At 68.5% G+C, this 13,049-nt stretch carries 12 protein-coding genes; 5 read left to right on the top strand and 7 right to left on the bottom strand.

What is annotated here, in order from left to right; genetic code table 11:
- The first annotated feature begins 8 nt into the window (after positions 1-8).
- Complete coding sequence (locus H3309_RS09685) at positions 9-446, top strand: iron-sulfur cluster assembly scaffold protein (protein WP_182294534.1); 438 nt, start codon at positions 9-11, stop codon at positions 444-446.
- Complete coding sequence (locus H3309_RS09680) at positions 446-2,251, top strand: monovalent cation:proton antiporter-2 (CPA2) family protein (RefSeq protein WP_182294533.1); 1,806 nt, start codon at positions 446-448, stop codon at positions 2,249-2,251. Before H3309_RS09685 ends, H3309_RS09680 begins: the two co-directional genes overlap by 1 nt.
- Here H3309_RS09680 and H3309_RS09675 read toward each other — a convergent pair whose 3' ends face one another.
- Genes H3309_RS09675 through H3309_RS09655 form a run of 5 tightly spaced genes read right to left on the bottom strand, consistent with a single transcriptional unit; the run spans position 2,252 to position 7,876 of the window.
- The gene (locus tag H3309_RS09675; RefSeq protein ID WP_182294532.1) at positions 2,252-4,129 is read right to left on the bottom strand and encodes a hydantoinase B/oxoprolinase family protein; all 1,878 of its coding nucleotides are present in this window, start codon (positions 4,127-4,129) and stop codon (positions 2,252-2,254) included.
- Between the two features lie 9 nt (positions 4,130-4,138).
- The gene (locus tag H3309_RS09670) at positions 4,139-4,474 is read right to left on the bottom strand and encodes a hypothetical protein (protein WP_182294531.1); all 336 of its coding nucleotides are present in this window, start codon (positions 4,472-4,474) and stop codon (positions 4,139-4,141) included.
- A complete protein-coding gene (locus tag H3309_RS09665) occupies positions 4,471-4,893 on the bottom strand; it encodes a hypothetical protein (RefSeq protein ID WP_182294530.1) in 423 nt (140 codons plus the stop codon). Before H3309_RS09665 ends, H3309_RS09670 begins: the two co-directional genes overlap by 4 nt.
- 29 nt (positions 4,894-4,922) lie before the next feature.
- Positions 4,923-6,959 carry a hydantoinase/oxoprolinase family protein gene (locus H3309_RS09660; protein ID WP_182294529.1) on the bottom strand — a complete coding sequence of 679 codons (2,037 nt, stop codon included), beginning with the start codon at positions 6,957-6,959 and terminating at the stop codon, positions 4,923-4,925.
- Entirely contained in the window at positions 6,956-7,876 is a 921-nt protein-coding gene (locus tag H3309_RS09655) for a hydroxymethylglutaryl-CoA lyase (RefSeq protein WP_398397973.1), read from the bottom strand. Before H3309_RS09655 ends, H3309_RS09660 begins: the two co-directional genes overlap by 4 nt.
- A gap of 74 nt (positions 7,877-7,950) precedes the next feature.
- Here H3309_RS09655 and H3309_RS09650 point away from each other — a divergent pair, with 74 nt between their 5' ends.
- Genes H3309_RS09650 through H3309_RS09640 form a run of 3 tightly spaced genes read left to right on the top strand, consistent with a single transcriptional unit; the run spans position 7,951 to position 10,204 of the window.
- Positions 7,951-9,147, top strand: coding sequence for a CaiB/BaiF CoA transferase family protein (locus H3309_RS09650; protein ID WP_182294527.1), 1,197 nt, complete (start codon positions 7,951-7,953; stop codon positions 9,145-9,147).
- Positions 9,147-9,818, top strand: a complete 672-nt coding sequence (locus H3309_RS09645; RefSeq protein WP_182294526.1) for an isochorismatase family protein — start codon at positions 9,147-9,149, stop codon at positions 9,816-9,818. Before H3309_RS09650 ends, H3309_RS09645 begins: the two co-directional genes overlap by 1 nt.
- Positions 9,815-10,204: a nuclear transport factor 2 family protein gene (locus H3309_RS09640; protein WP_182294525.1), complete on the top strand. Its 390-nt coding sequence runs from the start codon at positions 9,815-9,817 to the stop codon at positions 10,202-10,204. Before H3309_RS09645 ends, H3309_RS09640 begins: the two co-directional genes overlap by 4 nt.
- A gap of 9 nt (positions 10,205-10,213) precedes the next feature.
- Here the strand turns inward: H3309_RS09640 and H3309_RS09635 are convergent, their stop codons facing one another.
- Positions 10,214-11,794 carry a DHA2 family efflux MFS transporter permease subunit gene (locus tag H3309_RS09635; protein WP_182294524.1) on the bottom strand — a complete coding sequence of 527 codons (1,581 nt, stop codon included), beginning with the start codon at positions 11,792-11,794 and terminating at the stop codon, positions 10,214-10,216.
- Between the two features lie 6 nt (positions 11,795-11,800).
- Positions 11,801-12,985, bottom strand: coding sequence for an HlyD family secretion protein (locus tag H3309_RS09630; RefSeq protein WP_207791487.1), 1,185 nt, complete (start codon positions 12,983-12,985; stop codon positions 11,801-11,803).
- Positions 12,986-13,049 lie beyond the last annotated feature (64 nt).

Genomic DNA, 13,049 nt, shown 5'->3' with positions numbered 1-13,049 from the left:
GCGGGGCGGTGAGTGAACCCCTGTACAATCATGCGATCCTGCGGCTGGCGGCGAACATTCCGCTGACGGCGCGGCTGCCCGCGCCTGACGCGAGCGCGCAGCGGGTGTCGCCGATCTGCGGCAGCCGGGTGACGGCGGACGTGGTGCTGGACGGCGAGGGCCGGGTGGCGGACTATGGCCAGGAGGTGCGGGCCTGCGCGCTGGGGCAGGCGAGCGCGGCGATCCTGGGGGCGGGTGTGATCGGCCGCGATGGTGTTGAACTGGCGGACGCGGCGGATGCGCTGGCGCTATGGCTGCGGGGCCAGGGCGAGTTGCCGGCGGGCTGGGCGGATTTGGCGCTGTTCGAGCCGGCGCGGGCGCACAAGGGGCGGCACGGCTCGATCCTGCTGCCCTGGCAGGTGGCGGCGGCGGTGGTGGAAAGCGCCGCGCGCGCGAAGGCCGCCTGATGGCCGGTGCGGCCGAGACCGGCCTGCTGACGGATGCGGTGGTGTATCTGGCGGCGGCGGCGGCGATGGTGCCGCTGTTCACCCGGGCGCGGCTGGGGGCGGTGCTGGGCTATCTGGCTGGCGGGGTGCTGATCGGGCCGCATGTGCTGGGGCTGATCGGCGATCCGGCCTCCACGCTGAAATTCGCCGAGTTCGGCATCGTGCTGCTGCTGTTCGTGATCGGGCTGGAGCTGAAGCCCTCGCGGCTGTGGTCCTTGCGGCGCGACATTTTCGGGCTGGGGACGGCGCAGGTGCTGCTGTGCGGCGCGGCGCTGACCGGCGTGCTGCTGCTGCTGACCAGCCTGTCCTGGCAGGCGGCGCTGGTGGTGGGGCTGCCGCTGGCGCTGTCCTCGACCGCGCTGGTGGTGCAGCTGTTGCGGGAGCGCGACCAGCTGAACACGCCGCTGGGGGAACGGGTGTTCAGCGTGCTGCTGTTGCAGGACCTGGCGATCGTGCCGCTGTTGACGGTGGTGGCGGCGCTGAGCCGCAACCCCGATCCGAATGCGCCGGAGGGCTGGGTGCAGGCGCTCTACACCGTGGGGGCGCTGCTGGGGCTGGTGCTTGCCGGACGATTCGTGCTGAACCCGATGCTGCGGGTGATCGGCACGCTGGGCGCGCGCGAGGTGTTCGTGGTGACCGCGCTGCTGACGGTGCTGGGGTCGGCGCTGCTGATGGCCTCGCTGGGACTGTCGATGGCGCTGGGGGCGTTCGTAGCGGGCGTGATGCTGGCGGACAGCAGTTACCGGCACGAGCTGGAGGCGGACATCGAGCCGTTCCGGGGGCTGCTGCTGGGGCTGTTCTTTCTCTCCGTCGGGATGAGCCTGGACCTCAGGGTGTTGTGGGAGAATGTGGGGCTGGTGCTGGCGCTGGTAGTGGCGCTGGTGCTGGTGAAGACCGCCGTGATGACCGGGCTGGCGCGGCTGTTCGGCAGCAGCTGGAAGGAGGCGTTCAGCACCGGTCTGTTGCTGAGCCAGGGGGGCGAGTTCGCCTTCGTGGTGTTCGGGGCGGCGACGGCGGGATTGCTGATCGCGCCGGGCGCGGCATCGATGTTCGCCGCGGTGGTGACGCTGTCGATGGCGCTGACGCCGCCGCTGTTGGGATTGTGGCGGCGGTGGAAGGCGCGCGGGGTTTCAAGCGAGGGGCTGGCGCTGCCCGAGGAGGCGGGCGAGGGCGCGGCGATCGTGGTCGGCTATGGCCGGTTCGGCCAGATCGTGACGCAGATGCTGCACGCGCGCGGCGTGGAGGTGACGCTGATCGATGTGAAGCCCGAGCAGATCGAGCGCAGCAACCAGTTCGGCTGGAAGGTCTATTATGGCGACGGGTTCCGGGTGGATGTGCTGCGCGCGGCCGGCGCGGAGCGGGCGCAGCTGCTGGTGATCGCCGCCGATGGCCCCTGGGCGCCGACGCGGCTGCTGCCGATCCGCGACGCCTTTCCGCAGCTGGAGATCGTGGCCCGGGCGCATGACCGGCGGCACTACATCGATCTCAGGCGGGCGGATCAGGAGCTGATCGTGCGCGAGCTGTTCCTGGGCGCGGTGGAGGTGGGGCGCATGGCGCTGCGCGCGCTGGGCAATGACGAGGAAGCGGTGGACGCGATCGAGGCGGAGTTCCGCCGGCGCGATGCCGAGCGGCTGGCATTGCAGGCGGCGACCGGCGACATCATGGCCGGGCGCGACAGCGTGTTCCGGCCGGGAACGAGCTGGACGCCGGAGATCGCGCTGGGCGAGATTCCGTTCGCCGGGGTGGAGGCGGAAAAGGTCAGCTGATCATTCGGCCGCCATCGCCAGGCTGTTGCGCCAGAGGGGTTGTTGTGGGGCGGGGAGGCCGGTTTCACTGGCGCAGTTGGCGCGGAGCGTGGCGAGATCGGGGCCGTAGTTGAAGAGGGGGAGGGGGCCGCGGCTGGCCTGGAGCTGCTGGCGCAGGGCTTCGGTGGCGGCGGTGTCGACATTGCCATCGGTGATGACGACGCCGTAGGCGCGGGCGCCTTCGACGCTGACCAGGCCCTGGCGGATTTCCCGGGCGACCAGTTCGGGATCGCGGGCGAGTGGGTCGCCCCAGCCGCCGCCGCCCCAGGTGATGAAGTGGAGGAGGTCGCCCTCCTCGACATCGAGCGTGTCGATCTTGTTGGGGACGATGGTTTGCGTGCCGTCGGGCTTTTCCAGGATCTTGCGGGCGCGGGCGCCGGGTTCGCCGCCGTTGACGCCCCAGGGGGGCACGAACCAGCGGTCGTCATGGATGGAGACGCTGCCGGATTCGAGGAAACGGTAGGACATGAGGATGCCGTTGCCGCCGCGATGCAGCCCGGCACCGCCCGAATCGGGCAGCGCCTCGTAACGTTCGATGCGCAGCGGGAAATAGCGTTCGAGGAATTCGTTGGGGACGTTGGTGAAGCCGGGCCAGAGCGAGTGGCCGTCCGGGCCGTCTCCCAGCGGCCGGCCGGGGATGCCGCCGAAGCCGATCTGGAAGAGCTGGAACCATTTGCCGCTTTTGTCGGTGCCGGAATACATGAGGTGCGGCGAGGAGCTGAAGCCGGCGGCGTTGAGGAATTCGGGGGTCTTCTGCCCCAGCAGGCCGCCCAGGATGTCGAAGATGCGCCCCAAGGCGTGGGTACGGCCGGAGAGCGCCGCGGGGTAGCGGGGTTTCAGCAGCGAGCCTTCGGGGATGCGGACGTCAATCAGGTCATAGAAGCCGTCGTTGAACAGGATTTGCGGGTCGAACACCATGATCATGTAGATGCCGAAGAACATCTTGAACATGTTCTCGTTGAGGAAGAAGTTGATGCTGGCCGCCGATTGTGGATCGGTGCCGGCGAAGTCGAGGATGACTTTCTCGCCGTCGCGCCACATGGTGCATTTGATCTTGTAGGGGCCGAAGCCGACGCCGTCGTCGCAGATATAGTCCTCGAAGCTGATCGGTTCCTCGGCGATGGCCATGGCGATCAGTGCCTTCATGGCGCGGTGGTTGCGGGCGAGCAGCGCCTGGGTGGCGCTGTAGTAGATATCATCGCCGAAGCGGGCGCACATTTCCTCGACGCGCCTTGCCGCGACGCGGCAGGAGGCGATGAGGGCGTTGAGGTCGGCGGCGCACCAGTCCGGCTTGCGGGTCTGGTGCATGACGAGCTTGATCAGGTCCTCGTTATACTCGCCCTTGCGCCAGATTTTGACGGGCGGGATGCGGACGCCTTCCTCGTAGATGCTGCGGGCGTCGATGGGCATGGAGCCGGCGACCTTGCCGCCGATGTCGCTCTGGTGGCCGAACATGGCGGTCCAGGCGACGAGGCGGCCGTTGCGATAGACGGGGAGGAGCACCAGCCAGTCGTTGGAGTGGCTGATGGCGCCGCCGCAGCTGTAGGGGTCGGAGAGGAAGATCATGTCGCCTTCCTCGATCGTGCCGTCCCAGTTGGCGAGGAAGCCGTCGATGAAGCTGCCGAACTGGCCGACGATCATCTTGCCGGCGGGGTCGGCGATGAGGGGGAAGGCGTCGCCCTGCTCGCGGATGCCGGGCGACATGGCGGTGCGCACCAGCGTTGCGTCCATCTCGACACGGGCGTTGCGGAGCGCGTTTTCGATGATGTCCAGCGTGACCGGATCGATTGTCCTGTCGGCGAAGGGGGCGGGGTTGGTTTCGATGATGCGCGTGGGCATGGGGAGTTCCTATTTGCGGGGCGGCGTGATGAAGTCGGCGAGCGGGGTGGGGTCGATGTCGGTGGCACCGGTCTGCTTGTCCATCAGGCAGAGGTGGCGTTCGGTCGCCGTGCCGCGTTTGAAGGTGACGATGGCGACGCCGAAGCGTTCGGTCCCGGTTGGTGAGACGGTGGCGGTGGGTTTGGCGCCTTTGGGAGCGGCCGCCCTGGTGACGGCGGCGATGCAGGCGGTCGCGGTCTTGCGCTGGAAGGCTTGCCAGGCAGCGGGGCTGGAGGCGGCCGCGGGAAGGGCGATGAGGGTGGCGGCGATGGCAGCGGTCGCCGCATGGGTTTTCACGGACGTCATCCGACGCGCCTTTCGTTGCACAGGGTTCGCCGGATGAGGGTGCCGCCCTGGAACCAGTGCCAGGTCCGCGCGCGGGTGTCGGCGTCGCCCATGACGATCAGTTCGTGGAAGCGCACGCCCGGTTCGTCGCGGCGGTCCAGGGTGAGCAGGATCATGCCGTCGCCGGCGTCCCAGGCGTGGCCGTGGAAGGCGGGCAGATCCCACCAGAGGCGGCCGTCGCGCAGGGTGCCCGGCAGGGTTGACACGGTGACGCGACCGTCCGGGTGGGTGAAGCGATTATGCTGGATATAGGCATGGTCGCCGGCATCGGGAAATTCGCACCGCACCTGGGCCGCATGCTGGTCGATGAGCGCGCCATCGGCGTCGAGGTGACGGTATGTGCCCTCCCACAGCCCCTCGTGCGCGAGCATCGCGGGCATTTGTTCGGCGATTTTGGCGCGCCATCCCGTCATGCCGGCCGGATCAGGATGTTGCCCATGGCATCGACGGTGCCCACGCAGCCGTCGTGGATGAGCGTCGTCGAGTCCATTTCGCAGACCACCGCGGGGCCGGGGATGGTATCGCCGGCGCGGAGTTTGGCGCGGTCGTAGATGATGGCGGGGAGCGCCTTGCCGCCCATCCACACCTCGTGGTCGCGGAGTTTGGCGGCGGTGGGGTTGCCGTCTCCGCGAGGGATTTCCGGGGCGGCGACGTTGGCGGCGCGGCCGAGCGCGATGACGCGGATGTTCACCAGCTCGTGCGGGACCGAGAGGTTGAAGGTGAAGAGACGCTTGTGTTCGGTGTCGAAGCGCTCGGTGAGGCTGTGGATGGTGCTGCCCTGCGGGCTGCTGAGAGGTACTTCGAAGGCCTGGCCGGCGTAGCGGATGTCGATCTCGACGCCGATTTCGACGTCCTGCGACGCGACGCCTTCGGCGACCAGTTCGCCGCTGACCTGGGCGATCAGGCCTTCGATGATGCCGCCGACCTCGGCATCGCTGGTGTCGGTGGCGAGGCGGTTGAAGCTGCGTTGCGCGTCCACCCGGAGGCGGGTGGTGGCGTCGCCATAGGCGCAGAGCACGCCGGGGGAGGGGGGGACGATGACCGGCCAGCTCTGCATGAGGAGGCTCATGGCGTTGCCATGCAAGGGCCCGGCGCCGCCGAAGGGCATCAGGGCGAAATCGCGCGGGTCATAACCCTGCTGCACGCTGACCAGGCGGAGCGCGCCGAACATGTTTTCGTTGACGATGCTGATGATGCCCGCGGCAGCCTCGAAGAGGCTGAGACTCAAGGCGTCGGCGACTTTCTGCACGGCGCGCTTGGAAGCGTCGCGATCGAGGCGGAAGGCGCCGCCGAGCAGGTTTTCGGGGAGGTAGCCGAGGACGACGTTGGCGTCGGTGACGGTGGGTTCGGTGCCGCCCTTGCCATAGGCGGCGGGGCCGGGCACGGCGCCCGCGCTCTGCGGCCCGACGCGAAGGGCTTTGGTCAGGTCGGGCACATAGGCGATGCTGCCGCCGCCGGCACCGACGGTCTTGACGTCCAGCGAGGAGGCGCGGACGGTCAGGTGGCCGACGCTGGTTTCGCGGCGCAGGCGGGCCGACCCGTTTTCGATGAGCGCGACGTCGGTGCTGGTGCCGCCCATGTCAAGGGTGAGGACGTTGGGGAAGCCGGCATTCTTCGCCACCCATACGGCACCCGCGACGCCGCCGGCGGGGCCGGACATGAGGAGGTTGACGGGGGCGGAGCGGCTTTTTTCGGCGGACATCAGCCCGCCGTCGGAGCGCAGCAGGTTGAGCTTGGCGGGGGTGCCCCAGCTTTTCAGTTCGCGTTCGAGATTGCCGACGTAGCGGCTGACGGTGGGGCGCACCGCGCTGTTGGCGACGGTGGTGAGGGCGCGTTCATATTCCTGCATTTCCGGCAAAATGTCGGCGCTGACGCTGACGGGAAGGTCGGGGAACATGTCGGCGACGATCGCCGCGACCGCGCGTTCGTGCGCGTCGTTGACGTAGCTGTTCATCAGGCAGACGGTGATCGCCTCGACACCCTGGCCGCGCAGGATTTCGAGGTTGGCGCGGAGTTTCGCCTCATCCAGCGCGCGGACGATGCTGCCGTCGGCGCCGATGCGTTCGGGGGCTTCGACGGTGGCCTCCAGCGGGGCCAGCGGTTCCGGCTTGGGCCAGATGATCCAGGCGGCGAGGCCGCCGGGGACGAGGCTGCGGGCGATCTGCAGGATGTGGCGATAGCCTTCGGTGACGACCAGACCGACCTTCGCCACCTTCCCTTCGAGCACGGCGTTGGTGGCGACCGTGGTGCCGTGCATGAACAGGTCGATGGCGGCCGCGGTGATGCCGTTCGCCTCGCACACCTGGCGGGCGCCGTTGACGACGGCGATCGAGGGATCGTGCGGGGTGGAGGGCACCTTGTCCCGGAAGGTGGCGCCGGTCGCCTCGTCGATGACGAGGAGGTCGGTGAAGGTGCCGCCGACGTCGACGCCCAGACGATAGCTCATGCGGAAAATCCCCCTGCTTTGGCGACCATGGACGGCATCGGCCGACCCAGGATGGTTTCGAACCAGTTGTTGATGGCGATCAGTTTGGCGAGGTCGACGCCGGTGGTAATCGCGCTGCGGTCAGCGAGGAAGAGCAGATCCTCGGTGGCGATGTTGCCGGTGGCGCGGGGCGCGAAGGGGCAGCCGCCGAGGCCGCCGAGGCTGCTGTCCAGCGTGGTGACGCCGGCCATAATGGCGGCCCAGGCGTTGGCGATGCCGGTGTTGCGGGTGTTGTGGAAATGGACGCGCAGCGGCACGCCGGGGGCAGCCTCCGCCACGCGGCCGAGGAGGTCGGTGACCTGCGACGGCACGCCGACGCCGATGGTGTCCGCCAGCGCGATTTCCTGCGCGCCGGCGTCGGCCATCTCGGCCGCCAGCCGTGCCACGGTTTCGGGTGGCACATGGCCTTCGAAGGGGCAGCCGAAGGCGGCGCTGATGGTGACCTGGGCGAACAGGCCGCCCTCGCGGGCAAGGCGCAGCATGGCGCGGTTTTCGGCGATGCCCTCGGCGATGGTCTGGCCCTGGTTTTTCTGGCCGAAGGTATCGGAGGCGACGAGGACGCAGCCGGCTTCGTCGACGCCGCGCTTGCCGCCGTCGCGGGTGGCAAGGGCGCGCAGCACACCGCGCTTGTTGAGGCAGAGGCCGATGTAGCGCACGTCCGGTCGATCGGGCAGCGCGGCGATGACGGCTTCGCCATCGGCCATCTGCGGGACGCGGGCGGGGTTGACGAAGCTCGCCACCTCAAAGCGGCGAAGGCCGGCGTCGATCAGGCGGGTGAGGAGCGCGACCTTGTGCCCGGTGCCGATGATCTCCGCCTCGTTCTGCAGGCCGTCGCGCGCGCCGACCTCGACGATCTGGATTTCTCCGGCAGGCGGCACTGGCAACTCCCGAGATTGTATACAAAGGCGCGCTTCGCCTATATGGCCGCGCAAACATTGGCGCAAGCGGGGTTATGATGGGTGCACTGGACGGATTGCGATTGATCGAGCTGGGGCAGCTGATCGCGGGGCCTTTCTGCGGCCAGCTGATGGCGGACCATGGCGCCGAGGTGATCAAGATCGAGCCGCCGGTGAAGCCGGGCGACATCGCCGAGGGCGACCCGATGCGCCAGTGGGGGCGGGGACAGCCGCTGTGGTTTCCGGTGGTGGCGCGCAACAAGAAGACGATCACGCTGAACCTGCGTGACAAGCGCGGGCAGGACATCGTGCGGCGGCTGGTCGGGAAGAGCGATTTCCTGCTGGAGAATTTCCGGCCGGGCACGCTGGAGAAATGGGGGCTGGGCTGGGAGGCGCTGCGGGCGCTGAACAAGGGGCTGATCATGATCCGCGTGTCCGGCTATGGCCAGACCGGGCCTTATGCGCCGCGGGCGGGCTATGGCTCGATCGGCGAGGCGATGGGGGGCATCCGCAACCTGGCGGGCGATCCCTCGACCCCGCCCAGCCGGGTGGGGCTGAGCATCGGCGACAGCCTGGCGGCGACCTTTGCCTGTTTGGGGGCGATGATGGCGCTGAACCATCGCCACAAGACCGGCGAGGGGCAGGTGGTGGACAGCGCCATTTACGAGGCGGTGCTGGCGATGATGGAATCGACGGTGCCGGAATATACGCAAGGGGGGTTCATCCGGGAGCGGACAGGGTCGATCCTGCCGGGGGTGGCGCCTTCCAACGTCTATGCCTGCAAGGATGGGGAGATTTTGATCGGGGCGAACCAGAACAGCGTTTGGGCGCGCATGGCGGAGGCGATGGGGCGGCCGGAGCTGGGGAGCGATCCGCGCTTTGCGACGCACAATGCCCGCGGGGAACGGCAGGCAGAGCTGGACGAGCTGATCAATGAATGGACGCGGACGCTGACGGTCGAGGAGCTGCTGGCGACGATGGAGGCGCATGGGGTGCCGGCGGGGAAGATCTACAAGGCGCCGGACATGCTGGCGGACCCGCATTTCGCGGCGCGGGAGGCGCTGGTGAAGGTGGCGCATCCGGACTATGCCAATCTGGTGATGCAGAATGTGTTCCCGAAGCTGAGCGCGACGCCGGGCGAGGTGAAATGGGCGGGGCAGCCGCTGGGGGCCTATAATGAGGCGGTCTATGGCGGGTTGCTGGGGATGAGTGGGGCCGAGATGGACGCGCTGAAGGCGGAGGGGGTGATCTGATGGGGGGGGACGCCCCCACCCCCGACCCCTCCCCTGAAGGGGAGGGGAGGAGCCTGCTGGCGGATTATGCGGCGGCGGGGTTTGGGGCTTCGATGGGGTTTGGCAGGCGGCCGGTGGTGATCGTGGTGGATTTCGCGCTGGCCTATCTGGACCGGGCGTCGCCGCTGTTCGCCGATGTGGAAGACGCGCTGGCGGTGAATGTGGCCTTGGTGGCGGCGGCGCGGGCGGCGGGCGTTCGGATCGTGTTCACGCGGGTGGACTATGCGGAGGGCGGCCTGGAGGGGGGGCTGTTCTATCGCAAGGTGAAGGCGCTGGCCTGTTTCGACCGGGGGAACCCCTGGGGCGGGTTCGATCCGCGGCTGGAACCGGCGCCGGGGGATGTGGTGGTGACGAAACATTATCCCAGTGCGTTTTTCGGCACGTCGCTGGCCAGCATGCTGACGGCGATGGGGGTGGATACGGCGATCGTGACGGGGCTTTCGACGAGCGGCTGCGTGCGGGCGACGGCGCTGGACGCGCTGTGCCATGGCTTCTATCCGATCGTGGTGCGCGATGCCTGTGGCGACCGGAGCGCCGCGGTGCATGAGGCGAACCTGTTCGATTTGCAGGCGAAATATGCCGATGTGGTGGGGAGTGAGGTGGTGATGGACTATCTGAGGGGGCTGGCATGAGCCGGGAGCGGTTGGCGCGCTGGCATGCCTATGTCGCGGCGCCGGACCATGGGGTGTTGTGGGACATGCTGCATCCGGATGCGGTGTTCGAGAGCCCGGTGGTGCACACGCCGCAGCGGGGGCGGGAGATCGTGTTCAAATATCTGGCGAGCGCGGACCAGGTGCTGGGGGGCGAGGGGTTCCGCTATGTGGGCGAGTGGTTTTCGGACGATGGCGCGGTGCTGGAGTTCGAGAGCGAGGTGGACGGCATCAAGGTGAACGGGGTGGACATGATTCGCTGGGATGCGGACGGCCGAATCGTGCATTTCAAGGTGATGGTGCGGCCGTTGAAGGCGATCCAGATGGTGCATGCGAAGATGGGGGAGATGTTGGCAAAGGGCGCGTGACAATGCTGGTCAGTGCCCGGCGGGGGCGTCGCCGGCGCGGGGTTTGCGGGCAAGCATGACCAGCGGCAGGACGATGGCGAAAGCGACGGCCATGGTGAGGAAGACATCGTTGAACGCCATGGTGCCGACTTCGCGTTCGACCAGCGCCGCCAGCCGGGCGATGGCGCCGGCCTGCGGGTCGGTGACGCCCTGGGTGGCGAGGGTGGCGGCGGTGCCGTCCAGCCAGCCCTGAACGTCGGCATGGCCGGTGGATACGGCAGTAGCCAGCTCGGTGCGGTGCAAATTGGCCTTGTCGGTCAAAAGGGTGTTGATGATGGCGAGGCCGAGCGCGCCGCCGAGGTTGCGCATCATGCTGAACAGACCGCTGCCGTCTTGGACACGATCGAGCGGCAGGGTGCCGAGCGCCAGCACGGTCATCGGGATCATGGCCATCATCAGGCCCATGCCGCGCAGCGCCTGCGGCAGCAGCAGTTGGAGAAAACCGGCGTCGGGCGAGAGATGGGCGTTGAGCCAGAGGCCGAAGGCGGCGATGGCGAGGCCGGAGCCGATCAGCAGGCGGGCGTCGATGCGGCGTTGCAGCTTGCCGACGACAGGCGCCATCATGAACATGGTGAGGCCGGAGACGAACATCGTCTGCCCGATCTGGAGTGCGTTGTAGCCACGGATCTGGCCTAGGAAGAGCGGGATCAGATAGACCGAACCATAAAGGCCGATGCCGACAACGGCAGCGACGAGGCAGCCGACGATGAAATTGCGGTTCCGGAAGACGGCGAGCTGGACGATGGGGTTTGGTGAGGTGAAGGCGCGCCAGAAGAACAGGCCGCCGCCCGCCAGCATCAGCAGCGCGACATTGCGGACCATGGGGTCGGCCAGCCAATCCTGCCGCGGGCCTTCCTCCAGCACATATTCGAGGCTGCCGAGCATGGCGGCCATGCCCAGCAGGCCCCAGACATCGAGCCGTTTCAGCAGCGACAGGTCGCGGCTGCGCAGCGGCGACAGCGTCCAGACGACGCCGGCGGCGACCAGGCCGGGGAGCAGGTTGATGAGGAACAGCCAATGCCATCCGAGCGAATCGGTGATGGCGCCGCCGATGGTGGGACCGATGGAGGGCGCGATGGTGGAGACCATGCCGATGAGGACGGTCGCCGGGCCGCGCCGCTCGGGCGGGAACAGGATGAAGAGCGCGGCCATGGTGGTGGGGATCATGGCGCCGCCGAGGAAGCCCTGCAGCGCGCGGAAGATGATGAGGCTGTCGATGTTCCACGAGAGGGCGCAGAGGAGGCTGGCGAGCGTGAAGCCGAGCGCAGACATGGTGAACAGGGTGCGCATCGAGAGGGCGCGGCCAAGGAGGCCGGAGAGCGGGATGGCGATGATCTCGGCGATGAGGTAGCTGGTCTGGATCCAGGCGATCTCGTCGTTGGAGGCGCTGACACCGGCCTGGATGTCGCGCAGCGATGAACTGACAATCTGGATGTCGAGGATCGCCATGAAATTGCCGAGGATCATGGCGAGGAAGCCCGCCCAGACCAGGCGGGGCGAGAGGTCCCCGCCGGCGGGGGGCACCGGCGGGGAGGGGGCTGTGGCGGCCATCGTCGGTCAGCCCCGAGTGTTGACCGTTGCCTCGACCGACAGGCCGGGGCGGAGCAGCTCGGCGCCGAGCTGGGTGCGGTCGATGGTGATGCGCACCGGGACACGCTGCACGATCTTGGTGAAGTTGCCGGTAGCGGTGTCAGTGGGAATGAGGGCGAATTGCGCGCCGGAGGTGGGGGCGAGGCTTTCGACGCGGCCGCTGAGGTGCAGTCCGGGGTAGGCATCGACCGCGATCTCCACCGGCTGGCCGGCCTTCATATGATCGAGCTGTGTCTCCTTGAAATTGGCAACCACATAGGCGGCCTGCACGGGCACGACACTGAGCAGCTGCGCACCGTTCCTGACGAGCTGGCCGGGGCGCACGCTGCGGTTGCCGACGATGCCGTCCACAGGTGCGCGCAGTTCGGTGCGGCCGAGATCGAGGCGGGCGCTGGCGAGCGCCGCTTGGGCGGCGGCGACTTGGGCCTGCGCGGCTTCGATATCGGCCGCGGCCTTGACGCGGCCGCTGACGGACACGCCGGTCACACCCTGCGCCTGGACGATCGCGGCGCGGGCGGCCGCCACGTTGGCGACGGCGCTGGCTGCAGCGGCATTCACTTGGTCGAGCTGCGCGCGCGTCACCCAGCCGGACTTGGCGAGGTCGCGGTAGCGGACGGCGTCGGCATTGGCCTTGACGGCCGCGGCCTGGGTCGCCGTGAGGTTGGCCCGCGCGACGCCGGTGGCGGCCACCTGCGCGCCGAGTTGGCTGCCGGCGCCGACCGCCGCCGCCCGGGCTTGGGCGAGGTTGGCGCGGGCGGTGGCGAGGTTGGCGGTTGCTGCAGCGACCTTTGCGGCATAGTCCGACGGGTCGATGCGGACGAGCAGGTCGCCGGCCTTGACCCGCTGGTTGTCGGCGATCGCGACGGTAGCGACATAACCGTCGACCTTGGCGGCGACGGGCGTGATGTCCGCGCGGACATAGGCATTGTCCGTCGATTGCTGATACTGCCAGACGTTGAGATACTGGGTGGCGGCGGCGCCGACGGCCAGCGCCAGCACCAGGCCACCACCGATCAGCAGGCGGCGACGGCGGGCGACGCCGGCCGACGTCGGGGTTGCTGGCGCATCCGCCGCGCGCATGACTGGCGTTTCGGCTGGGTCGATGAGCGCCTTTGGAGCGGATTCGGGGCGTTTCAGCAACGTGACGGTCATGGCGGCGGTCCTTTCGGAGGGCGTTGTGACAGCGTTGCGGTCTTGCCAACAGTCGGCAGAAATG

This window comes from Sandaracinobacteroides saxicola, from assembly GCF_014117445.1.
Taxonomy (GTDB): Bacteria; Pseudomonadota; Alphaproteobacteria; order Sphingomonadales; family Sphingomonadaceae; genus Sandaracinobacteroides_A; species Sandaracinobacteroides_A saxicola.
Note: the sequence above shows the minus strand (reverse complement) of the source record. Positions and strands in the feature narration are given on the sequence as shown.

Bases quoted from the DNA above. Each gene is read 5' to 3' on its own strand.
- H3309_RS09680 (WP_182294533.1), top strand. From the start codon at position 446: ATGGCCGGTGCGGCCGAGACCGGCCTGCTGACGGATGCGGTGGTGTAT.
- H3309_RS09675 (WP_182294532.1), bottom strand. From the start codon at position 4,129: ATGCCCACGCGCATCATCGAAACCAACCCCGCCCCCTTCGCCGACAGG.
- H3309_RS09670 (WP_182294531.1), bottom strand. From the start codon at position 4,474: ATGACGTCCGTGAAAACCCATGCGGCGACCGCTGCCATCGCCGCCACC.
- H3309_RS09665 (WP_182294530.1), bottom strand. From the start codon at position 4,893: ATGCCCGCGATGCTCGCGCACGAGGGGCTGTGGGAGGGCACATACCGT.
- H3309_RS09660 (WP_182294529.1), bottom strand. From the start codon at position 6,959: ATGAGCTATCGTCTGGGCGTCGACGTCGGCGGCACCTTCACCGACCTC.
- H3309_RS09650 (WP_182294527.1), top strand. From the start codon at position 7,951: ATGATGGGTGCACTGGACGGATTGCGATTGATCGAGCTGGGGCAGCTG.
- H3309_RS09645 (WP_182294526.1), top strand. From the start codon at position 9,147: ATGGGGGGGGACGCCCCCACCCCCGACCCCTCCCCTGAAGGGGAGGGG.
- H3309_RS09640 (WP_182294525.1), top strand. From the start codon at position 9,815: ATGAGCCGGGAGCGGTTGGCGCGCTGGCATGCCTATGTCGCGGCGCCG.
- H3309_RS09635 (WP_182294524.1), bottom strand. From the start codon at position 11,794: ATGGCCGCCACAGCCCCCTCCCCGCCGGTGCCCCCCGCCGGCGGGGAC.
- H3309_RS09630 (WP_207791487.1), bottom strand. From the start codon at position 12,985: ATGACCGTCACGTTGCTGAAACGCCCCGAATCCGCTCCAAAGGCGCTC.